Genomic DNA, 22,045 nt, shown 5'->3' with positions numbered 1-22,045 from the left:
CTTCGCGTTGGTTGATCATTGTTGCGATCTGATCTGCTTGTGCGCGGTGTTTCTGTGCGGCTGCGATGTCGCCGAGGCCGGCGTATGCGTCGGCGAGAGTGACCAGTGCCAGATCGCTCCGGGCCGGCCACGGCATCGCGCCGTAGGCGTCGACTGCAGCCTGTGCGTATCTGGCCGCGAGGTCGAATTCGCCTAGCCCGTTGTGGGAGCCTGCGAGCACGAGGTCGACGAAAGCTACCCCGACGTCGCGCTCACTACGGTCGGCGCCCGCGAGTACGACCCGACTGTGGGCCGGTTCATCTCCGCGGACCCGGTCGCCAACTACCTCAACCCCCAACAACTCAACGGGTACGCGTACGCGTCGAACAGCCCGCTGGCCAAGTCCGACCCGAGCGAACTGTATGAAACCCAATGCAGTGCGGGGGTGGCCGGATGCAGCGGCAGCGGCATGGACACCAGCGTCGGCTGCCAAGCCGGCGGGTACGCCTGCACCAACAGCACCTGCGAAAGCTCCGAGAAGTACCGGGGATGCAACGGGTACAGCCGAGCGTTGTCCGACTCCTATGACGTCGCCATGTGCGCCACCGGCGAGGCTTTGATGTGCGGAATATCCGGCACGATGGCGAACTCCATGCAGGTGATCAACGGCTGCTACGGCTATAAGGGCGTACCGAATAACGACTGCTTGAAGGCGGTCGTCTCGGTGGCGACGTCGACGCTCAACAGCTTTACTGCGAACATGGCTGCAGGACGTGTGTCCAGGAGCCCGCTCGCAGAGAACCCCACGATCTGGGGCAACGACCGCTCTAGTAGGGGACGCACCTTCTGACCGGCTTGCTCGTCGCTTCCGGTCGCCGTGCGAGCGCCAGGAACGATGAAAGTTGAGAAGATCGGCAGTTCGACGGCCGGGAGGCGATCTCGTGGTGGAGATCGGCTCCCGGCTGTGTGCGCGTGCCTGTTCATGCCGATGGGCGGAGGCGGCACTGTCTGGGTGGCCGCTTCGGGCTGGTTCGGGGGGCGGCTCGGGGGTGTGTCTCATTGATGGCTATTCCGGCGCCTGCGCACCCACTGCGGGGTCGGACGCCTCGGCAACCTTCGAGTTCGGCCCCGACCGCAGCTACACCGTCCACCGTCAGGGCCTTGACGTTCATGCAGAGCGGACGGTGATGTTTGCTCCCAGTCTCTTGCCGCGATCACGAGGCTGGATCTACGGACATCGACGTACGACTCATGGATTGCGTACTAAGGCGGCGGTTAGAACGCTCCGCGACGTGCGACGATCCCGGCCAGTTGAGTGATCCGGTCGCTCAGCGTGCCTATTTCTTCCGTCACGAGATGCTGTCCGTAGACGGTCGCCATCTGTGACAGCGCGCAGGACATCTGCGCGTAGGCCTGTCCTTTGGCAAGGTCTCCCTCGGCGAGGGCGTCGCGTGCCAGCGACATCGCCTGTTCGGCCAGCGTGGCCTGGCGGTACATCTCGTCGAGGAGCCGGGCGCTCAGTGAGGGCTCCGAGGTCGAGGGAGATTCCTTCTTCGCCATCCCTGAATCCTTGCACGAGGGACGGGGCGAGGGTCAGGTGCGGTGCGGCGGGAGTCGAACGAAGAATTCTGTCGGCGGTTGTCCAGCTGAGCGGGTCCCGTTCGTCGTTGAGGTGTAACCCATGAAGGAGGAACCCGATGAGCCTGCCCGAGATCGTTTCACGCGAGCAGTGGTTGACCGCTCGCAAGACGTTGCTGATTCGGGAGAAGGAACTCACCCGGCGGCGCGACGCGCTCAACGCCGACCGGCGGCGCCTGCCGATGGTCCGGGTGGAGACCGACTATGTCTTCACCGGCCCGGACGGCGAAGTGCGGCTGGCCGACTTGTTCGGGCCGCATACCCAGCTGATAGTGCAGCACGTCATGTTCGACCCGGCGTGGGAGGACGCCTGCCCCGGCTGCACCGGCGGGCTGGACGAGCTGAACGCGCAGTTCCTCGACCACTTGGCGCATCGCAACACCGCGTTCGCGGCCATCTCCCGGGCGCCTTATCCGAAGTTGGCCGACTACCGCGACAAGCGCGGCTGGGACTTCCTGTCTTGGTATTCGTCGGCCGGCTCCACCTTCAACTACGACTATCACGCCTCGCTTGACCCCGCCGTGACACCGGTGGTGTTCAACTATCGCGACGCGGATGAGCTGCGGGCTGCGGGTATGGCCGAGGTCGCCGAGCAGGCATCGGAAATCTCAGGCATGAGCTGCTTCCTGCGTACGCCGGACGGCATCTTCCACACCTACTCCGCGTACGCCCGCGGAACCGATCATCTCGGCGGTGCCTACGGTTTCCTCGATCTGACTGCGCTCGGCCGCCAGGAGCAGTGGGAGGAGCCGAAGGGCCGCTCGGTCGCCGTCTTCGCCAACGCTCCGTTCTTCACCGAGGAGAATTCGGCGAAGACGTGCGACTGCGGTTGCTGAGACGGCCGTGCCGCAGCTGACGCTGGCCGGGGTCGCACTCCTGGCGGGTGCGACCCTGGGCGGGGCCGCCTTGGCCCGTTCGACCCGGTTCCCCGCCCGATGGCTACACGGTGCCGCAGGGGTCGTGCTGAGCTTGCTGGTGCTGGATCTGGTCGCCGAGATCTGGTCGATCGCAGGCCTCGTCGCCGCCGTTGCCGGGTACGCCCTGGCAGCCGTGCTCGGTTCGCTGTCGTACGGCTCCGCTGCCACTGCGATCGGCGTACACCGGTTCGTCGAGGGCGCGATGCTGACCCTGGTCATCTCACCCGCCGCCATCGCGGGATTCGCCGCTCACGCCCTGGCCGAGGGCTTCGCAGTGGGCGTATCGCTGCTGGCGGCTCCCCGTCGGACCGTTGTGTGGTGGGTGGCCGTGGCCTGCATCGCCCCCGTATGCGGAGCACTGGTGATGTCACCCGTGCTGCAGCCGATATTTACCGCCATGGCGGCGGGAGCCATCGCACGAGCCGCCTGGCGCAGCGTACGTGCAGCTCTGGCTCGATCGGGGCAGCCGGATCCGCACAGCAACACGGACGCGGAAGGAGTCCGCGTCGAGGAGTAGGCGGAGCCGCACCGTTGCTGCCCACCCCTGGGCGCAGGAGGACGACGCGTTGATCGGTTCAGCGCAAGTCGCGGGGTTTCAGCAGACCCGCGACCAGCTCGCGGCGGCTGTCGACCGCGGTGGCCACGTCGTGGTCGAGATGAGCCAGGTTCCGTTCGTCGATTCGGCTGGGATCGCCGTGCTGGTCAACGCACGCCGCCGGGCTCACGCTGCAGGTGGAACGTTGTGGCTACGAGACGTCCAGCCTGCAGTCGGACGCGTGCTTCAGGTGATGGGTCTGCTGGAGTGGATACGGCCATCCGTGGAACCTAATCGATCAGCGTTTGCGGCGGCAGGTCGCGCGGCGGGGCCGAGGGCCGCGCAAGCCGTCGCCGTATCCATAGTGATGGCGGGCGCGTCGGCTGATGCTGTGGTTGCGGCGCTCTGTGCCGGAAGGTTGTCGAGTTTGGCCGGCGAGCCTCTCATGCCGAGGTCGTGGATGATCGACCTGGGACTGTGGCGAAGCATTGCGTCACAGCGCGTTCGTAGCTCCTAGCCGCAGCCATCTCGAAACGACATGTAGTTGAGTTCGCTGGGCGATCGGCTGACACCCAGCGAACACCGCACTCCGGCAAGCCTTGTCAACGACCGGCCGGCACTGCCAGCTGGGCAAGCGCTACGGCGGCCTGCTGGAACTGTCGGCGCCACCGTGCGGCGAGCATCGGTTTGGTCAGTCCGATGACGGTGCCGTTGAACACTTCCGTGTTGCCGATGCGGGTTCCGCCGCCCGCGAGCGCGGTGAAGGTCCACAGGTGGCAGGACCGTACGCCGTTGGCGTCGCCGGACCAGGAGGCGCGCTGAGTCGGCTCGGCGATGGCGACGGTGACGTGGTCGGTGGTGGTCCCGGCGGGGAAGCCCAGGCTGAGGGTCTGGTCGAAGGTCGCCCCGGCGGTGAATCCGGGCGGCCCGGTCCACTCAGTGGACCGGTGCAGCGGCGACCAGGACGGCCAGCTGGCCAGGTCACTCCATAGTGTCCAGACGTCTTGCGGGCTGGCCATGCTGTCGGCGGTGGCGGCGACGATGAGGGTCTGCCAGCCAGGCCGGGATACGCCGATGCCGTCGAGGCAGAATTGGACATCCTGCTGTGGGGCCGGGTTGTGGCTCGTCATGCTTGATTTCTCCCGTAGGTACAGTATCTTGGAACTCAGATGCAGTATCCTGAACACGGGGGTGGCTCGTTGTCAACCGATCCAGCCGAAGCGGTCAGTGCGACGTTGGCAGCGAACCTGCGGGCGGGGCGAAAGGAGCGCGGCTGGCGCCTGGAAGACCTCGCCGCTCGCAGCGGCGTCAGCCGCGGCATGCTCCAGCAAATCGAAACGGGCCAGACCAATCCCAGCATCGCGACGGTGGCGCGCATCTGCGCCACCCTCGGTGTCTCCATCGGACAGCTTGTCGAGCCGCCCGAAGACCTCGGCCGGGTGACCGCCGCCGAGGACATCGACGTCCGGCGAGCAGGGCGTGCCAGCGAAGCGAGGCTGCTCATCAACGACGGACAGGCGCCTTTCGTCGAGCTGTGGGACCTCGTCGTGGCCCCGCACGACGAGATCAGCTCACACGCCCATCCCGCCGGCACTCGCGAGTTGATCCATCTGCACCGGGGAGAGCTGGTCGTGGAAGTCGGCGGAGCCACCTTCCACGTCGGAGAAGGAGGTTCCGTACGCATCCGAGGCGACCGCGCCCACCTCTACCGAAACCCGGCTGCCGAGCCGGCCCGGCTCACCATGACGGTGGTCTACCTCGGCAACCAGGACCCACGCTATGCCCGCCCGGCCACCTGACGGATGCCGATGGCTCGGATGTCATCCGTTGTCGGCCAGCAGCTTTCGCAGTTCTCCCGACTCGGGCTCGCCGAACTGCGCGTACAAGTTGAGAGCCTCCCGGACATGGTCATGCGCGGCCGGTGAGCGGCCGACGAGCAAGCGGGCTAGGCCCTCGTGCGCGCGAGCTGTCTCAAGCCGGTTGCCGACCTCGCCGGCGACGGCGAGAGCGGCCTGGTAGCCGTCGATCGCTTCATCAACGTCGCCGGCGTCCGCGGCCACAGCCGCCAGCCCGTTGAGTGACCGGGCTTCGCCGCGGCGGATTCCGAATCGCCGGTAGATTTCGAGGGCCTGCTGGTGGCATTGGTGGGCGTCGACAAGACGGCCTTGACGCCGGTGTACCAGGCCCAGGTTGTTGAGTACGTCGGCCTCGCCACCGTCGGTGCCAAGACTTCGGAAGAGCTCTCGCGCCCGAGTCAGCGCGGCCAGCCCTTCGGCGAAACGGCCCGCTTCCTCGTGCACAGCGCCGAGGCTGTTGAGGACGACCGCCTGACCGAACCGATCGTCGCGGCCGCGGAACAACTCCAGCGCGGCAGTGAATCGTCGCAACGCCTCGGCGCCATTGCGATGCTGCTGATGGACGCTGGCCAAGCCGTGTTCGGCCCGAGCCTGGGCGGTGCCGTCGCCGGCCATGCGCGCCTGGGCGATGGCCTGATCGAAGAGGTCGAGCGCATCAGCGTATCCGCCGCGTCCGAACGAGAGCCAGCCGAGGTCGGACAGGGCGCGCGACTGCGACAGGTGGTCTCCCGTACGCCGACCAGCCGCCAGCGCCGCCGTGTAGATGGTGCGCGCGTCGATGTCGTGAACGTTGTTGTAGAGGTAGCGGTAGAGGATGGTCGAGAGACTTGTCGCGTGAGTGGGCCAGCCGTGGTCGGTCGCGAAGGCGCAGACGGCAGTGAGGTTGCCACGTTCGGCGTCCAGCCATGCGGTGGCCTCGGCCTCCCCGAACAGGCGCTCCGCGCGTACGACGTCGGGTCGGCGATGCTTGCTGTCTGGGTAGAGCACATCGATGGCGGCCGCCGCAATATGCAGATAGTGATCGAATAGCCGGGTCAGCGCCAACTGCTGGTCGGCCTCGACATCCGTAGCGGCTCCGGTGGCGCGAGCGTGTTCGCGAAGCAGATCGTGAAAGGTGTACCGCCCCGGCTCGTGCTGGGTGAGCATGTGGGCGTCCAGCAGGTGCTCCAGATCCGTCTCCGCGTCGGCGGGCTCCATGCCGGCCATCGATGCGGCGGCGTAGGTGTCGACGTCGCGACCGGGATGCAGCCCGAGCAGCCGGAACATGCGTTGCTGCGACATCGGCAGCTGCTGATAGGACAGAGTGAACGCGGCGGCGACTCCCCGTTCCCCGGTCGCCAGTTCCACAAGTCTTCTGCGTTCGTCACGCAGCCGATCCGCGAGGTAAGCCACCGTCCACCGCGGACGATGGTGCAGACGAGCGGCGGCGATGCGTACGGCCAGCGGCAAGTGGCCGCACAGTCGCAGCACGTCACCGGCCGCGGCGTACTCGGTCCAGGCCCGCTCGCCCACGACACTGCTGAACAGGGTGATCGCGTCGGACGCAGGCAGCACGTCGAGCGAGAGCGAGAGCGCGCCGTCGAGGTCGGTCAGCCGGCGGCGGCTGGTGATCAGAAACAGGCTCTGGGTGGCTCCCGGCAGGAGCGGGCGCACATGCTCGGCGTCGACGGCGTTGTCCAGCACGATCAGGACGGATCTGCGGGCGAGCTCGGTACGCCACAACGCGGATCGCTCAGCCTCACCCAACGGAATGTGATCCGCCGGTACGCCGATTTGCCGCAGTAGGACGTGCAAGGCGTCGGACGCCGTCACCGGCGTCTGCCCGGCGGTGTGCGCCCGCAGATCGACGAACAGCTGACCATCGGCGTACCGGTGGGCGAATCGATGTGCGGCGTGCACGGCCAGCGTGGTCTTCCCGATCCCGGCCATCCCGTCGACGACACACACCCGGCTCCCGAGCCCGCGCAGGATCCGGTCCAGCTCCACCACCCGACCCGTGAAATCGGGCACATCGTACGGCAGGAAGTTCGCACCACGTATCGGCTCCTCCGCGGGCGGGGCCGGCCGGTCGCGCAGGATCTCCTGCTCAAGCTGGAGGAAGGACCGCCCTGGATCGAGGCCCTGCCGCTCGGCGAGACCGGCTCGATATCGGCGACCGGCGGCCAGCGCGTCGGCCTGCCGGTCGGACGCGTACAACGCCCGCATGAGCTGCCCGACCAGCCGCTCCCGGAGCGGGTACGTCGCCACCCAGGTGGTCAGCTCCGCCGAAACCTCTTCGTGGCGGCCCAACGCGAGCTCCACCTCGGCTAGCCGTTCGACCACCGCCAACCGGCGCTCCTCCAGCCGGGCCCGTGCGCCTGGGGCGTACTCGGCGCTCACCCCGATGAGGGCATCGCCTGGCCACAGTGCGAGGGCCTCCCGCAGCCGGTCGGCGGCCACCTGATGATCGGCCGACTTCTGCGCCTCCTCGAGCAGACCGCCGAACTCGGCCAGATCAAACGCGCCCGGCGGGGGCGAGAGCACATACCCGGCCGTACGGGTCTCGAGCACGCCGTCCAGGTCAGCCGAGCGCAACACCCGCCGGATCGTCGTCATCGCCGCGTGTATCTGCGAGCGGGCGGTGTCCGGCGGCGAGTCCGCCCACAACGCCGCCGACAGGCGCTCAGCGCTGATCACCTTTCCCGCATGCAGCAGCAGGTACGCGAGTACGGCGCGATGCCGAGGGGCCAATCCGGCCACCGGGCGACCGGCGACCGTGACATCCACCGGTCCGAGCACCGAGAACCGCCCCGTCACCCGTCGAACCTCCTCTGACCAGTGTGGAGTTTGCATCGTAAACACATCGTGGGCGTATCGACTCCCGGCCACAGGATCTAGTCGTACCGCAGATCCCCACTGAGGAGAAGATCATGACCGCAGTTCGCGTACACCACTACACCGTCGACCCCGCCGGCCTTGAGCAGCTGCTAGCCCGCCGGGCCGAGCTGATCACCGGCATCCGGTCCGGCTTCCCGGGGCTGCAGGAAACCCGGCTCACCCGGCTCGACGACGGAACCTACCAGGACGTATGGCGGTGGGAGACGGCCGAGCTGCGCGATGCCGCCGTCGCCGCGGCCGCAGCATTCCCGCCGGTCGCTCAGACCCTCGCCCTCACCCACGACGCCACGGTCCAAAACGGCGACATCATCGACGAACGGTAGGACGCGGACGAAGCTCGCGTCGCTTCCGGACGGGAGCTGCGCGAGCTTCGCATGAATGGCTGGTCACATTCGTACGCCCCGGTACGTCATGTCGGTACTACCCGAACGCAGAATTCCGGAAGGACGATAACCATCATGCAGACGACGACAACCATCGCGGTGGCCGGCGCGACCGGCCGTGTCGGCCGGCACGTCGTGCAGGTACTCCAGGAACGCGGTCACCGCGTCGTGTCCATGTCTCGTTCAGCCGGCGTGGACGTCGTCACCGGAGCCGGGCTGGTCGAGGCACTGGAAGATGCCATTATCATCATCGATGTGTCCAGCACGCCCTCGCCCGATCAGCAGACCGCGACCGAGTTCTTCACCGCCACCGCCCGCAACCTGCATGAAGCAGGGCAGAAGGCCGGCGTACGCCGGATGGTGGTGGCGTCGATCATCGGCATCGACGACTCCGTCGCCGGCTACAACGCGGCAAAGCTCGCCCACGAACGGGCGGCGCTAGCCGGCCCGATCCCGACGCGGATCGTACGCGCGGCGCAGTTCCACGAGTTCGTCGAAGAACTCGTCGCCTGGGGTACGCAAGGCGATATTGCGTACGTGCCCAAGATGCGCACGCAGCTCGTCGCCGCGCGGGCGGTCGCAGAGCGGCTAGTCGACGTCGCTACGGCGGCCGACCCGTTTGTCATGACGCTGCCACACCCGGAGATCGCAGGCCCCCGTGCCGAAACCCTGGCGGAGGCAGCCCGCCTGCTCGCCGCCCGGCGTGGCTCCCCCTCGCGGGTTGAGGAAGTCAGTGACGCCGCCAATCCGGACCGTGCGCTGTTCGAGGGCGGTGGCCTGCTTCCCGGCTCCCACGCCACCCTCGCCGGACCGACGTACGCGGAGTGGCTCGACCAGACCGCCCGGTGAGCGGGGAATGCCGCCTTACGTAGGTCGCGCGCGAGTGCACCCGACAGGTTAATGAGCATCCACATCTTGCAAGGGACATAGAGTATGACGTATGCCTTCCGGGCGGCGAGGGCTCGATCTCGCGCTGACGCGGACGGGCGGCCCACGGCCAAGACCGCGCCGGCCGGTGGTGACATCGCCACCGAGTATCACGAGGCGGGCAACGTCACCATCCTCAACCGGCTCACCAGCCAATCGCAGGCCGCCGGAGTACTCGTCTACGACCTCGGGTACGACGCCAAGAATCGGCTCGTCAGCCTCGCTGACCCGACCGGCGTACGCACGCAGGGCTACGAGACGGCTGGTCGGTTGACCTCGGTCAGCCGCGCGGGGCAGACGCTCAGCTGCGGCTTTGACGCGGACTCCAACATCAGCTCCCGCACCTGGCCCGATGGCCAGCACCCCGCCTACACCTACGACCTGTTCGACCGGCTCACTCTCGGCGGCCAGTACTTCCACCGTGAACCTTCAACGCTCCGCCACCAGGGAGATTCGTGACGACTATTTCAAGATCTACATCAGTGGTGTCTATCACCGACCTCCGTAGGCACTCCGCCTAGATCGGGGCGAAGATTCCGGGTATGCCGCCGCCTTCGGGGTCGTTGGCGCCATACTCCAGCAATTCGTCGTCCTGGATGTAGGTGAATTCGGGGACGAAGTCGCCTATCCGGATCGACACCCCGTCCACGTCCATCAGGTTTCCCCTGAGAGTGGGCGTAGCGGCGGCCACCGCGTTCCAGTCGATCGTCAACTCATCCAGATTCAGGTGAGGCTTGAGATCGATGCCCTCGGTGAGCAGGCCCTCTTGCACGATCCATAGCGTCAGCGTGCCGCCCATGGCGAGCAGGTCGCGCTGCATCCTCGCGTCGACGGAGTCGTCCAGCACGAGCTCGTCAATGACACCATGGATACTTTCGAGGTCGGGGAGGGCAAACAGCAGGCCCTGACGTCCTCCGCCTGGCCGGATGGATGCCTCCAGGACATAGCAGCTGCGGTTTTCCGACGGCTCGGGAGCGGGTTCGTCGCCCGCCAAGGGCGTCTGCGGGAAAGGAAATCCGCCTCGTTCGTCGGGGACTGGCAGCTCCCACATCCCGCCGCTCAGGGTCAGAAGGACTCGGTCGCCCTTCGGGTCGTACCAGGTGTCGCACGGCGACCCATAGGGCGCATTCTCAGCGGCCACCGCCTCCTCAGGGAGGGCTGCAACGGGCTGGAAGGCGTCGTCGCGCCACACCGCCAGACCCTCGGGCGTCATCGCCCATAAAGCCGGGGCGGTTGGACGGCAGAACAGGAGGCGGATGCCTTCGCCCAGGGACGCCAAGCGCTGCCAGCGGTCAGAGTCGTCGAAGAGGAACGGACGATCTTCTTCGTCCACATAGAACAAGCCAACCGGGGTCGAGCAGAACACGCCGGTGCCCTTCGGAGGGCCGCCTCCGTTGACCTGCGTCCAGGCTCCCTGGCGGACGACCCAGGTCCGGTGCTTGCGGCCGTGCCAGAGGACGACGCGGTCACGGTCGCAGATCAGGGCGAGCTCGTCGTCGATCTCATCGATACCCGTGAGGGCGTCGCAAGGGGCGGCGATCTCGTCCGTGCGGCCGTCGATCGTATGGCTCAGGGCGCCGCGCTCATCGAGCGTGACGGTTCCGTGCTTAGCCGCGGCATGAAGGTAGAAGCTGCTGGTCGGCGCATCGGTCTTGACCCAGCGGTCACCGTCGAGCCAAACGTCACCCACGTCCTTGACCGACAGCGCCATGAGGGTGCCGCCCACGCTGACCATGTCGGGACCATCAGGCAGCGCCAGCGGCAGGAGCTGCTCCCTCCACTCGCCTCCGGGACTGCGGCGCAGAAGGCGGTGCGCTTCGAGCAGCGCCCACTGGCCGGTCGCCTCGTCGACCGCGAGCGGCAGGCGATACCAGCCACCCGGCATGTAGACCTTGGTCGGGACTCGCTCCTCGCCCCAGGGCTCCGGCTCGGCCCAGGGGCCCACGTTTCCACCGCCACGCAGCACCTCGGGCCGCCGGGTGAGCGAATTCCACATCAGACCATGGCCCAGAGGACCGATGCGGGGACCTGGCTCCCATCCCGTGCTGGGGACGAAGTGGTGACCCTGCCCCTTGTCGGCCACGGCCACCAGGCGGCCGTTCTCGTGATCAGCCACCACGAGGGACAGATGGTCAACCCAGAAGTCATCCATACCGGGCAGCGGGTCAGCCACCGGTGACAACGAGTCCCCATCGAGGCGAAGGACGGCCCCGTCCCGGCGGACGGCGTAGACGTCCGTGCCGAGGGCGCAGGCGTCAAAGATGCCGTCCTCGTGCAGCTGGAGGGGCGTCGGTTCGCCGTTCTCGGGGGTCAGGAGCGCGAAGCCCTTGCCGTCGAAGGGACGCCGCTGCCTCCGGACGAAGCGGTCGTCGTCCCAGACCCACTGCTCGATCCCGCTGCCCACCACGCAGAAGAGCACCAACGAACCTAGCGAGGGGCTGAAGGCCATCCGCCGCGACCATCCCTGGGCGGGCGAAACCGCCCGCCACTCCACATCGCCATAGATCACGACGAGTCAGCATAACGGGACGCGACCAACCGCCGCACCTTGATGATCATGCAAGGCCGTGTGGAGAGCAGCGGCTCTGACTGGCCGAGCCGGCCCAGCTAGCTGAGGCCGCGAACATGGGGTGCAGCCAGGGCCGTGGGCCCTTGCTACACCCCGTGTTTGTACGGCTCAGTCGCCGAGCGTCCCGTCGGTGAGTTCGCGCAGGATGTCGGCGTGGCCTGCGTGCCGGGCGTGCTCGCGGATCAGATGAATGTAGATCCAGCGCAGCGCAACCCGGCCGTTCTTCTCGTGCGGGACGGTGTAGTCCAGGTCGAACTTGGCGGCCAGGCGCCGGGACTCGGCGCAAGCGTTGTCGAACTCGGATACGACGTCGGCCACCGTTTGCGTGTCGTCGACATGCCAGCTGGCGGGGCCGCCGAGCGAGTCGCCGGTGATGCCTTCGCGGGGCCGCTGCGCCAGGTAGTGCTCGAACCAGTTCCGCTCGACTGCGGCCGCGTGCTTGACCAGGCCGATGAGTGTCGTCCGTGAGGGCACCAGCTGTTGGCGTGCCTGTTGTTCGGAAAGGTTCCGCAGTCTGCCCCCTTAGACTTCGCGGTGGTAGTCGAGGAAGGTCTCCAGGACTTCCCGCCCGCCTGCGGTGCTGACGGAATCTTCGTCCACTACTGGCGCGGTGATCAACATCGAGTCGCTGTAGCTGCCGTCACGGCGTGCCGCGGTTGGCTGCCGAGGGCCGGGAGGCCAGAGCGTGACGCCGTGTTCGAGGAGCTGAGAGGGGATGTCTGCTAGGGCTGGCAGCTGTTCGATGTGGTGGACTCCTGTCGGCAGCGAGCCGGTGACGATCTTTCGGGTGACGTGGGCGGCGACCAGCGCCGTGATCCGGCTCTGTTCGATGCCGGTCAGGTTGTAGGCGGCGTGTCTGCCGCCGCGCTGGCCGTCGACGCGGATCGCGAACCGGCTCGTTCCGATATGGATGCGGGCGAGGATCTGGGTGAGGGCCTTGCGGAGCGGTTCGGTGCGGAAAGCCCCGATGCGTTTTAAGCCGAAGAGCAGCGCGGTGAGCGGTGCGGAGTCCAGGCACAGTCGTGTCGTGACATTGCCGACGCCCAGCGTGCGGCGCAGGGTGTACTGGTCGGAGAAGCCGAACGGGTAGGCGGTGCGGGCGCCGTACCCGGCCAGCGCGACGCTGAACCGCCGGGCCTCATGCGCGGACTGTTGGCCGAGCTGGCCGACGGTCCAGCCGACGGCGTCGAGGCCGTGGTGTTCGCCGGCACCGAGAAGCACGGTGATGTCGAGCTGGTCGGTCCCGCCGAGGGTCTGGTGGACTTGCTGTGCCAGCAGGTTGGTGAGTCCCGGTGCGACGCCGACGCTCAGTACGGCGGTGGCGCCGCTGTCGATGGCGAGGTCGGCCATCGCCTCCACCTTGCACAGGAGTTGGTCGGAGGCGCCAATGTCGACGAGGTGGATTCCTTGGCGCAGGCAGGTGCGGGCCAAGGCGCTGTCGGGTGGTTCGACGCAGAGGACGACCGTACTGATCGAGTGCTGGCGCAGGAGCTCGTCGAGGCTGCCAGGTTCGTGGAGGTCGAGGCGGACAGCCGTGATGCCGGGCTCGAGGCGGGCCTGTTGCGGACGGCGGCCCGCCGCGAGGACGCGACCGGGGAACCATCCGTCGAGCGTCCGGGACACGATCGTGCCTACGGCGCCGTAGCCGCCGACGACAAGGATCGAGCCTGTCTTGGTCGTGTTCATCGCATCGTCGCTGGATCGGTGATGGTGTCGGCGATCCGCTGGACCGCGGTGAAGGCTCCGTAGGCGACCAGACGGACGAGTTCCGCGTCGTCGGAGTGACCGGTGGCGCGCCAGGCCGCGACTGCTCCGGCATCGATGCGGTGCGGGTCGATCGAGGCTAGCAGGGCGAGTCTCGCCCCAGGCTGCTCGGCGGCGGGCAGCCCGGCGAGCGCCTCGGCGAGCCATGCACCTGACGGCGGCAGATGTGCACCGTCCCACCGGGCGACACTCGCGTAGATGATCTCGCGGGCGGCGGTGCTGAGTAGATCACCGCCGGAAGCCGTGGCGCCGCCTAGGGCGGCGAACGCGGCCGCGATCGGCGTACCAGCCGCCCACGCGGGCGATAACCCGGCGGTGATGCCGTCGAGGAGCGGCAAGCTGTCGCCGGGCGCGAGTTCGCGCTGCATAACCCGGGTGTAGGCCATGGCCCCGACCCGGCGTACGACCCCGGAGCGTTGCAGGTTGCCGGGCATCAGCTGCTCATCGGTGAACGCGGAGAACATCCGGTTCGTGAAATGTGTCGCCAGTGCGGTGCCGAGGTATTCGGCGGCGTGTTCCGCCGGGAACGGGCGCGCGTGCGGCGGAATGGCGTCCAGCCGTCGCGTCGATGCTGCCCAGGCGGCCAGCTCCGCATGTGCCGGTTCGGCCGGGATCCGGTCGTGCAGCAGGTCTTCGGCGAGATCGTGCGTACCGTGGGCGTGGATCATGATCGTATGTGCGTCGATGCAGAACCGGCACCCGTTGGCCTGCGATACGGCGACGGCGATGACCTCTTTGCTGACGCGGGGCGCGCGGCCGACGAGTTCGGCCTCGCGCAGCAGCGCCCAGGTGGCGGCCTGGATCTCCGGCGCGGGCGACAGCATCATGAAGGCGGCCTGGCCGAAGTCGGCCAGGGACTGGGTGTAGACGGCGGCGACGCGTCCGGTGGCGGCCTTGCGCGCGACGGGTACGACGTGGCGGATGGTCACAGGGAACTCCTCAACGGTTGATGCTGGGAATCGGGCGTGGGCGACTGCCGTCGGAGGCTGGTCGGGCGGGATGGTGGACCGGCGGAACGGCACCGGCTTGTGGTGATGCCATCGGCGATACGCCCGGCTTCGCGCCCGTGCTGGCGTAGGTTGCCCTCGATCGCGGGCCAGAAACCGGTGAGCCACAGGCCAGGCAGCGCCTCGCGGCCCTTGCCGGTGCGTGGCCGCTGGTGCTGGTCGAGGACGTCCAAGGGGCCGAGGAGGTCGGTGAGGCCGGAACGGTAGCCGGTGGCGGTGACGATGACGTCGGGCTCGACGCGAGTGCCGTCACGTAGGACGGCCTCGTCTGCGGTGAGGTGGTCGACGTCGGCGACGATGCGCAGCCTTCCGGCAGCGAGGTGATCGACGAAGCCCTGGTCGATCGCGGCGGTCACCCCGCTGGTACGCATCCGCCGGAACGGGCCATCCGTGGCCGTGGGCAGGCCATAGCGGCTCAGATCACCGAACACGTGCCGGGAGATCGCCTGGGCCAGGCGGTCGCGCAGCCCTTCGGGCAGGTAGCGCAGCGCGACGGTGGCAGGGTGCAGCGGGATGCCCCACAGCTGGCGCGGCAGGATGTTGGGCGGGCGTCGAACGGACATCCACAGCTCAGCGACGGCGTGGTCGACGAGGTGCCCGGCGATCTCGACGGCGGAGTTACCCGCGCCGATCAGCAGGACACGCTTCCCGGCGAGGTCGGCTGCACGCCGCAGTTGCGCCACGTGCATGACCGGTCGGCCGAAAGCGGCGAGACCGGGCAGGTCGGGCTGCCAGGCAACCCGGTCGTTGCCGGTGGCGACGACGACATGCGCCGCCTCGTACACTCCAGAGTCCGTGTCGACCTGCCAGCCGCGGGCGTTCGGGTTGAGGCGCTGGGCGCGTACGCCGAAGCGAATGTCGAGGGCCTGCTCCAACGCGTACCGCTCCAGATAGGCAATGTAGTCGTCGCGGCTCACCCAGCGGCCCGCGTGCCGGGGAATGGCCAACCCCGGCAGGCCCGACAGCCACCGGATGGTGTTGAGCCTCAGGTCCTCGTGGCGCTGCCGCCATGAAGTCGCGACCCGATCGCCTTGCTCGAGAACGACGCTCCTCACGCCGCGTTCCAGCAGGGCGGCCGCTGCGGCCAGTCCGGCCGAGCCAGCGCCGATGACCACAACCGTCGGCTTCATGACACCCGCCGGCCGACGTAGCGGATCCCGCTGGCCCGAACAGAGCCCTCTTCGATTGCGGCTTGCTCGTCCGCGCTCGTGGCGTCGAGGCCAGCAGCGAAGTACGGAGTGAAGGTGAGCTGTTCTGTCGCGAACGTCGAGTTCAGAACTCCGGTGATGGCATCGCCGGTATGCAAGCCCTCCTCGGCCGCGAAGCCACGTAGATAGGTGTCCCAGTCGATCCCGGCTGCCTGCCACCGGTCGTGGTGGCGCTGCAGCCATCCTGGTTCCACTGGCTCGGACCGCAGGTGGGCGAAGCACCACCGAGCAGTCGGTTCGTCGAACCGCTCCCATGCCCATTCGACGACGATCAGCGTCCCGCCGGGACGCAGCGCAGCGTGGATCCGGTCGACGACGGTGTCGATACGGTCCACGTGGTGCAGCGACGTGCACGCGACGATCACATCGAACGGGCCGTCGATGGCGTGGTCTTCGAAACGCTCGCGGTGGTATCCGGGCGCGTGCGGCGCGTGCGGATCGACGCCGGCCGCCGCATAGCCCGCGGTGTGCAGAGCGGGAACGAAACCGCCGAGCGGCCCGCAGCCGACCTCCAGCACCCGGGCGGGCGCCGCCGGCAGATGTTCGCGGACGAACGGCCAGGTCTCAGCAAGCCATCGCTCGTCGCCAGTGGCAAGGGTCATCAGTGGTGTCCTTTCGCTACGGCCAGCGTCACGGCGGCCTTGGATGGATTGGGGCGCAGAAGGATGAGGGTGAGCAGCAGGCCAAGCAAAGCGAGCGCCGCGCACGCGGCGAACCCGGCCCGCAATCCGGCCAGGTACGCGGGGCTCGTAGCGGTCGTCTCGTCACCAGTCACCGCAGCGGCCAGTACGAGGACTGCGGTGACTCCGAGCCCGGAGCCGATGCGCTGGGCGGTGTTGACGACTCCCGCCGTCACACCCGCGTCGGCTGAGGCGACCGCCGTGACCGCCGGGGCGGTGACGCCGACAAACGCTGCCGGAAGGCCGACGCCCAGCAGGAGCGTCGCAGGCAGGACATCCGCCAGGTAGTCCACCGTGGAGGGCAGCATGGCGAACCAGGCCAGCCCGGCCGCTTGCAGGGCGAGGCCGATGGCCAGCACCTGGCGGGCACCCAGCCGTTTAAGCAGCCCGGGGATCACCGTCCGCGACGTGACCAGGGCAGCGGCCGCGACAGGCAAGACGGCCAGGCCCGAGCGGTTCGGGCCGTAGTGCTGCGTCTGCTGCAAGTACAGCGCCAGCAGCGCGAATGCCGGGACATGCGCCGCACCGACCAGCGCGTTGACCAGCGTCGACCCGGTGACCTCGCGTACGCCGAACAGCCGCAACGGCACCAGCGGCTCCTGGGTACGCGACTCGATGACCGCGAAAACCACGAGCAGCACCACGGCGACGGCCAACAGCCCCGCGCCGGCTACGCGCGTACCGGGGTCGGCCAGCGCACCGACGGCGTAGCCAAGCGTTAGCAGTCCTGCGGTACCGACGACGGCGCCAGGAAGGTCGAGCCGGGCGGTCGTGCCGCGGGTCCGTGCCGGGTCGGCCGTGAGCAGGCGCGGGCTCACGACGAGGGCGACCGCGCCGATCGGCACGTTGATCAGGAAGATCGCGGGCCAGCCCAGAGACTGCGTGAGCAGTCCGCCAGCGGAGGTGCCGATCGCCGCACCGGCAGCCCCCATCGCGCTCCACACCCCGAACGCGCGGCGGCGCGCATCCGGCTCGGTGAAAGTCTGTGCGAGCAGAGAGAGTTGCGCGGGGATGAGCACCGCGCCGCCGATGCCTTGCAGGGCGCGGGCGGCGATCAAGTGCCAGGGCGCCACGGCCAGCCCGGCAGCGGCCGATGCCAGCGTGAACAGCGCCAGTCCGATCTGGAACATGCGCCGAGCGCCGAAGTGGTCGGCCGCCCGGCCACCGACCAGCATGCACCCACCGAAGGCCAGCAGGTACGCGTTGGTGACCCAGCTCAGACCGGCCTCACGCAGGTGCAGGCCGTCGCCGATTTGCGGCAGAGCGATGTTGACCACCGAGGTGTCCAGAAAGACCAGCAGCTCGACGACGGTGATCAGCACCAAGGCCCCGCCGCGACCCATGAATGAGCGTTCGCGCATCAGATCTCCAATTCTCACTAGAGTGGGACTTCAGTGAGAATTGCGCTAGAGTGAAGCTCTAGTCAACGTGAGGAGAGTCACCCATGACCGGCAGCCCGAAGACCGGAGTGCGCGCGGCGAAGGCGGCCGCCACCCGCGAACGCATGTTGAAGGCGGCCCGCAAGCTGTTCACTGAAGGCGGCTACACGGCCACGACGATGCAGGCGATCGCCGCCGAAGCTGGCGTCGCCGTGCAGACGCTCTACTTCACCTTCGACACCAAACGCGCGATCCTCAAAGAACTCCTTGACATCGAGATCGCCGGCGACACCCTGCCGATCGCGTCCCTCGAACGACCCTGGGCCGACGAAGCCCTAGCCGCCCCATCCGCCGAGATGCTGCGCCTACTCGCGGTGAAGACCGCCGAGATCCACTCCCGAGTCGCGGCGGTACTGGAAGTCGTACGATCCGCCGCCGCCACCGACCCGGAGATCGCCGAAATCTGGCGCACCAACATCACCCAGCGCCACACCGTCCTAGCCGTGTTCACTGGAGCGCTCGCCGCCAAGGGCAGCCTTCGTCCCGGCGTCAGCCCGCTGCGCGCCGCCGACACCGCGCTCGCGATCATGACGCCGGAAACCTTTCTGCTCCTCACCCGCGACCGGGGCTGGAGCAACGAGGAATGGACCGAGTGGGCCGCCGACACCCTCGCGCGCCTGCTACTCCAATAGCTCACTAGAGGCTGTGTCTAGCAAGGCTTCGTCGAACGGTGCAGGCGTTGGCATCCGCTAGCACGGGCCGTGCGTACCGGCGACGACCCCACCGTCTGCCACAGCGGCGATCATGAGTTGGTGGGTCAATGAGGTTCCCAACGCTCGAAGCTGACTGCCGAACGGGCCACGCAGCTGCTTCGACACTGTCAAGCCATGTCGATACGATCTACCGACTGAGGGGCGGCGCCCAGTCCGTTCCACCTGCGAAGGGGTCGAGACCAGAACGCCGCCGAATGATCAGCTGCTACAGCAATGGGATCGATGTGGACAGCGTCGGGCCCGGTTGGGTATTGGTTTGTATCTCGGACGTTGAACCCCCGCCGAAATGCATCGACGCTGTCCGATAAGACGGCGGTCTTGTGCTTTCCGGGGACGTCGCCGGCGGCCGTTGTCGACCCGGGCTAGCCGCGGCGGCCACCCGCCGAAGACCCACTCGCCGTCAACCTCCAGTTGCCAGGTGTAGAAACCGCAGCGGACGGCGACCTCATGATCGGTCAGGTATCCCGATATCACCGCCCGCCCACCCAGATGTCGCCCTTGCGTCGCCGCCTGGGCACGCATGGCTGCCTTCGCTCGAAGCTGCGCCCGCTGAACCTCACGCCTCGAATGCACCCCGAGCAGCGACGACAATAGCTACATGTGCAACTCATTGGCCGGATCGACCGGCCCGTCGAGCTCCGGCAGTCACAACCGCACACCATGCGCGGCGAACACCGGCGCCAGCTGTGCGTACTGGCCGGCGTAGAACGCCCGCTCGAACTCGCCCACCACGATCGCATCAAACCCCCGACCAGGCTGGGGGAGCGCTCCGTGCAGGTGGCCGGCCTGCGGGCGAAGATGCCACGGTGTGCGCCGGGAGACACCGACGTCGAAGAACTCCGCCACGATCATGCCCCGCCCGGCGATCAGCTCGCCGGCGAAGTCCCGTTGCCGCCGGCCCGATGACAGACGGTCCTGAAAGTCCTTGGTGGAGTCGCAGCCGTAGAACGTGAACCTGAGCACCGTGCTCGGAGCGGTCCGCCGGGGGATGCGCGTCCGCCGACCCGGACCGTTCGCACCGATCCACCAACCCAATAGATCAGGCTGCTCCACCTGCGTGTCCGCACCAGTCATCGCACACCTCCACCGAGGGGCGAGTGGCTGCTAGGGCAATCGTCGCGCGATCTCTGGCCGACCGCGATCCTACGGACGGCGGTCCCCAGACCGACCGGCCTGGTCCGCCGCAGTGAGGGGTGGGAGCGCCGGTGCGCCCCGTGGTGCGGGTCCACCGCTGATTCGACATCTGTCTAGGTTGACAGGTGATAGTGGCCTGCGGGACGCTGCCGGACGGCTGTTTTGAAGACTATCGAGGTAAAGGTGTGGGTTATGGGTGCGCTGCCGATCGAGTCGGTGCGTGTGTTTTTCCCGGCGTTCGCCAATGGGGTGATCCGTCTGGACGGGCCGGGTGGTTCGCAGACTCCGCAGCCGGTGCTCGACGCGATCACCGGATATCTGTCGGCCAGTAACGCGAATCTGGGTGGGGTGTTCGCTGCCAGCGAGGCGACCGGTGATCTGGTCGCGGGGGCACGGGCGGCGGCGGCCGCGTTCCTGGGCGCCGCATCGCCGGCGGAGGTGGGATTCGGGTTCAACGCGACCTCGGTGAACTTCAACCTGTCGCGGGCGGCGACCCGGGATGTGGTCGCGGGCGATGAGATTGTGGTCACCGCCCTGGATCATGATGCGAACATCGCCCCGTGGACGCAGGCCGCCGCCGACCGGGGTCTGGTCGTGAAGACAGTGGGTCTCGACGGTGACGGCCGGCTCGACATGGTCGCCCTTGCCGCGGCGATCGGGCAGCGGACGCGGATCGTGGCGTTCCCGTACGCCAACAACGCGACCGGCACTGCGGTAGACGTGGCTGCCGTCGTCCAGCTGGCGCACGCGGCTGGGGCGATCGCCTGGGCCGACGCCACTCACTGGGCACCGCACTTCCCGACCGTGGTCGGCGAGCTGGGGGTGGATGTGGCGATCTGCTCGGCGTACAAGTTCTTCGGCCCGCACCTTGGTCTGTTCTACGTCCGTGAGCGGGTCGCCGACCGGTGGCGGCCGCATCAGGCGGCCCACGCCGTTGCCGCGCCGGGCGCGGCCCGATTCGAGCACGGCACCCTGGCGTTCGAAGCCCTCGCCGGCTTGGTCGCCGCCCTCGAATATGTCGACAGCGTCGGCTGGGCCGCGATCGTCGATCACGAACGGCGGCTCGGGCAGCGGTTCCTCGATGGTCTGCCGGACGGGATCCGGTTGCACGGCCTTCCGGCGATGGACGGCCGTACCGCGACGTTCGCGCTCACCGTGCCGGGCCACGCCCCGGTCGAGGTCGCGAAAGCCTTGGCCAGCCGGGGGATCGCGGCCGGTGCGGGCATGTTCCACGCGCCGGCGGTGTTCGACGCCCTCGGCATCACCGGTGGGGCGGTGCGGGTGGGGTTCCTGCACTATCACAGCGAAGCCGACGTCGACGCGACGCTGACGGCGCTGCGGTCACTGGTCTAGGGTCGCGGCGATCTGGGTGGCCATGGTGCGGGCAGCTGGGCCTACCCCGATCAGGGTGGCTGAGGCGGGGCCGGTCCAGTCGCCGTAGCCGAGCAGATGCAGCCGCGGTTCGTCGACACTTCGAGTGCCGTCGGTGACAGGGTGCCCGTGTTCGCGGGACAGTTTCAGCGGGGCCAGATGTGCGAGGGCGGGCCGGAATCCGGTGGCCCAGACGACCGCGTCACACGCCCAGGCGGAACCGTCGGCCCAGCGGGGTCCGTCGGTGCCGAGGCTGGTGAACATCGGCCAGGCGGTGCGGTGTCCGCCGTCCCGGGCGGCGCGGACGGCCTCCACCGCGACGATGTCGCCGAGTTCGCCGATCCCGGCCGGCGTCGGCTGTCCGGCTTGCAGGGCGCGGTAGCGGCGGTTGGCCAGCTGGAACAGGATCCGGCCGTCGACGTCGTCGGGTAGAAACCGAGGCGGCCGCAGCGTGCACCAGCGGACCTCGGCGGCGTGGCCGGTGAGGTCGGCGGCGATCTGGGCGCCGGAGTTGCCGCCGCCCACCACGGTGACGCGCTGGCCGGTGAAGTCCTGCGGTTTGCGGTATTCGGCGGTGTGCAACTGCGCGCCGGCATACGCGCTGCCACGTGCCAGGGCTGGGAGGAAGGGCCGCCACCAGGTGCCGGTGGCGCTGACCACTATCCGGGCGGTCCACGGTCCGCTGCTGGTGTCGACCAGGAAGCCGTCGTCGTCGCGTCGGACCGCGGCCACGCGTGTGCTGCGATGGATGGGCAGCTGGTAGCGGTGTTCGTAGCGGGTCAGGTAGTCCACGACGTGTGCGGCGTCGGGGTATCCGGCGACCGGCGGCATGGGCCAGCCGGGCAGGGAGCTGAACTGGGCCGGGGAGAACAGCCGCAGCGAATCCCAGCTGTGTGGCCACTGCCCGCCCGGGGTGTGGCCGGCGTCGAGGATGGTGAAGTCGATGGCGTGCCGTCGCAGGTAGAACCCGGCCGCGAGGCCGGCTTGTCCGCCGCCGATGACCAGGACATCGTGATGGCGGGGGCGGGTGTTCATTTTCAGCAACTGT

General features: G+C 68.3%; 22 protein-coding genes. 10 read left to right on the top strand and 12 right to left on the bottom strand.

The window, feature by feature from the left end:
• Positions 1-202 precede the first annotated feature (202 nt).
• Positions 203-829 carry an RHS repeat-associated core domain-containing protein gene (locus HDA40_RS09030; protein ID WP_253753892.1) on the top strand — a complete coding sequence of 209 codons (627 nt, stop codon included), beginning with the start codon at positions 203-205 and terminating at the stop codon, positions 827-829.
• A gap of 425 nt (positions 830-1,254) precedes the next feature.
• Here the strand turns inward: HDA40_RS09030 and HDA40_RS09025 are convergent, their stop codons facing one another.
• Positions 1,255-1,539, bottom strand: coding sequence for a hypothetical protein (locus tag HDA40_RS09025; RefSeq protein WP_253753890.1), 285 nt, complete (start codon positions 1,537-1,539; stop codon positions 1,255-1,257).
• 137 nt (positions 1,540-1,676) lie between these two features.
• Here HDA40_RS09025 and HDA40_RS09020 point away from each other — a divergent pair, with 137 nt between their 5' ends.
• The 3 genes from HDA40_RS09020 to HDA40_RS42480 are packed head-to-tail and all read left to right on the top strand — an operon-like array spanning position 1,677 to position 3,586.
• Positions 1,677-2,453 (top strand): DUF899 domain-containing protein, encoded by a 777-nt coding sequence (locus HDA40_RS09020; protein WP_253753888.1) that lies wholly within the window; start codon positions 1,677-1,679, stop codon positions 2,451-2,453.
• 7 nt (positions 2,454-2,460) lie between these two features.
• Entirely contained in the window at positions 2,461-3,051 is a 591-nt protein-coding gene (locus tag HDA40_RS09015) for a hypothetical protein (protein ID WP_253753886.1), read from the top strand.
• The gene (locus HDA40_RS42480) at positions 2,975-3,586 is read left to right on the top strand and encodes an STAS domain-containing protein (protein ID WP_253753884.1); all 612 of its coding nucleotides are present in this window, start codon (positions 2,975-2,977) and stop codon (positions 3,584-3,586) included. The genes HDA40_RS09015 and HDA40_RS42480 overlap by 77 nt, the downstream gene beginning before the upstream one ends.
• Before the next feature lie 85 nt (positions 3,587-3,671).
• On the opposite strand, the gene HDA40_RS09005 is transcribed toward HDA40_RS42480, so the two are convergent.
• Complete coding sequence (locus HDA40_RS09005; RefSeq protein WP_253753882.1) at positions 3,672-4,199, bottom strand: SRPBCC family protein; 528 nt, start codon at positions 4,197-4,199, stop codon at positions 3,672-3,674.
• Positions 4,200-4,268: 69 nt separating this feature from the next.
• On the opposite strand from HDA40_RS09005, the gene HDA40_RS09000 reads away from it, so the two are divergent.
• Positions 4,269-4,868 (top strand): helix-turn-helix domain-containing protein, encoded by a 600-nt coding sequence (locus HDA40_RS09000; RefSeq protein ID WP_253753880.1) that lies wholly within the window; start codon positions 4,269-4,271, stop codon positions 4,866-4,868.
• A gap of 21 nt (positions 4,869-4,889) precedes the next feature.
• On the opposite strand, the gene HDA40_RS08995 is transcribed toward HDA40_RS09000, so the two are convergent.
• A complete protein-coding gene (locus HDA40_RS08995; RefSeq protein ID WP_253753878.1) occupies positions 4,890-7,721 on the bottom strand; it encodes an AfsR/SARP family transcriptional regulator in 2,832 nt (943 codons plus the stop codon).
• 113 nt (positions 7,722-7,834) lie between these two features.
• Here HDA40_RS08995 and HDA40_RS08990 point away from each other — a divergent pair, with 113 nt between their 5' ends.
• The 3 genes from HDA40_RS08990 to HDA40_RS08980 all read left to right on the top strand — a co-directional run bounded on the left by HDA40_RS08990 (position 7,835) and on the right by HDA40_RS08980 (position 9,571).
• Positions 7,835-8,125: a hypothetical protein gene (locus HDA40_RS08990; RefSeq protein WP_253753876.1), complete on the top strand. Its 291-nt coding sequence runs from the start codon at positions 7,835-7,837 to the stop codon at positions 8,123-8,125.
• Between the two features lie 51 nt (positions 8,126-8,176).
• Positions 8,177-9,034: an SDR family oxidoreductase gene (locus HDA40_RS08985; RefSeq protein ID WP_253753874.1), complete on the top strand. Its 858-nt coding sequence runs from the start codon at positions 8,177-8,179 to the stop codon at positions 9,032-9,034.
• An 84-nt stretch (positions 9,035-9,118) separates the two neighbouring features.
• Entirely contained in the window at positions 9,119-9,571 is a 453-nt protein-coding gene (locus tag HDA40_RS08980; protein ID WP_253753872.1) for a hypothetical protein, read from the top strand.
• Between the two features lie 58 nt (positions 9,572-9,629).
• Here HDA40_RS08980 and HDA40_RS08975 read toward each other — a convergent pair whose 3' ends face one another.
• The 7 genes from HDA40_RS08975 to HDA40_RS08945 all read right to left on the bottom strand — a co-directional run bounded on the left by HDA40_RS08975 (position 9,630) and on the right by HDA40_RS08945 (position 17,701).
• A complete protein-coding gene (locus HDA40_RS08975; protein ID WP_253753870.1) occupies positions 9,630-11,621 on the bottom strand; it encodes a hypothetical protein in 1,992 nt (663 codons plus the stop codon).
• A gap of 168 nt (positions 11,622-11,789) precedes the next feature.
• A complete protein-coding gene (locus HDA40_RS08970; protein ID WP_275978749.1) occupies positions 11,790-12,194 on the bottom strand; it encodes a DinB family protein in 405 nt (134 codons plus the stop codon).
• Positions 12,195-12,203: 9 nt separating this feature from the next.
• On the bottom strand, positions 12,204-13,367 hold the full coding sequence (locus tag HDA40_RS08965; RefSeq protein ID WP_253753866.1) for a saccharopine dehydrogenase family protein: 1,164 nt from the start codon (positions 13,365-13,367) through the stop codon (positions 12,204-12,206).
• Positions 13,364-14,374, bottom strand: a complete 1,011-nt coding sequence (locus HDA40_RS08960; protein WP_253753864.1) for a carboxymuconolactone decarboxylase family protein — start codon at positions 14,372-14,374, stop codon at positions 13,364-13,366. Before HDA40_RS08960 ends, HDA40_RS08965 begins: the two co-directional genes overlap by 4 nt.
• Entirely contained in the window at positions 14,371-15,582 is a 1,212-nt protein-coding gene (locus HDA40_RS08955) for a flavin-containing monooxygenase (protein ID WP_253753862.1), read from the bottom strand. The genes HDA40_RS08960 and HDA40_RS08955 overlap by 4 nt, the downstream gene beginning before the upstream one ends.
• Positions 15,579-16,262, bottom strand: a complete 684-nt coding sequence (locus HDA40_RS08950) for a class I SAM-dependent methyltransferase (protein ID WP_253753860.1) — start codon at positions 16,260-16,262, stop codon at positions 15,579-15,581. Before HDA40_RS08950 ends, HDA40_RS08955 begins: the two co-directional genes overlap by 4 nt.
• Positions 16,262-17,701: an MFS transporter gene (locus HDA40_RS08945; protein ID WP_253753858.1), complete on the bottom strand. Its 1,440-nt coding sequence runs from the start codon at positions 17,699-17,701 to the stop codon at positions 16,262-16,264. Before HDA40_RS08945 ends, HDA40_RS08950 begins: the two co-directional genes overlap by 1 nt.
• A gap of 83 nt (positions 17,702-17,784) precedes the next feature.
• On the opposite strand from HDA40_RS08945, the gene HDA40_RS08940 reads away from it, so the two are divergent.
• Positions 17,785-18,411 (top strand): TetR/AcrR family transcriptional regulator, encoded by a 627-nt coding sequence (locus HDA40_RS08940; RefSeq protein ID WP_253753856.1) that lies wholly within the window; start codon positions 17,785-17,787, stop codon positions 18,409-18,411.
• Positions 18,412-19,137: 726 nt separating this feature from the next.
• Here the strand turns inward: HDA40_RS08940 and HDA40_RS08935 are convergent.
• Positions 19,138-19,566: a hypothetical protein gene (locus HDA40_RS08935; protein ID WP_253753854.1), complete on the bottom strand. Its 429-nt coding sequence runs from the start codon at positions 19,564-19,566 to the stop codon at positions 19,138-19,140.
• A 252-nt stretch (positions 19,567-19,818) separates the two neighbouring features.
• Between HDA40_RS08935 and HDA40_RS08930 the strand changes: the two genes are divergently transcribed.
• Positions 19,819-20,979, top strand: coding sequence for a cysteine desulfurase-like protein (locus tag HDA40_RS08930; RefSeq protein ID WP_253753852.1), 1,161 nt, complete (start codon positions 19,819-19,821; stop codon positions 20,977-20,979).
• On the opposite strand, the gene HDA40_RS08925 is transcribed toward HDA40_RS08930, so the two are convergent.
• Positions 20,968-22,032 carry an ArsO family NAD(P)H-dependent flavin-containing monooxygenase gene (locus tag HDA40_RS08925; protein ID WP_253753850.1) on the bottom strand — a complete coding sequence of 355 codons (1,065 nt, stop codon included), beginning with the start codon at positions 22,030-22,032 and terminating at the stop codon, positions 20,968-20,970. The two genes, HDA40_RS08930 and HDA40_RS08925, sit on opposite strands and share 12 nt — an antisense overlap.
• Between the last annotated feature and the right edge of the window lie 13 nt (positions 22,033-22,045).

Origin of the sequence: Hamadaea flava, assembly GCF_024172085.1 — a bacterium.
In the GTDB taxonomy this organism is placed as follows: Bacteria; Actinomycetota; Actinomycetes; order Mycobacteriales; family Micromonosporaceae; genus Hamadaea; species Hamadaea flava.
This window is presented reverse-complemented; position numbering and strand designations above follow the sequence as displayed.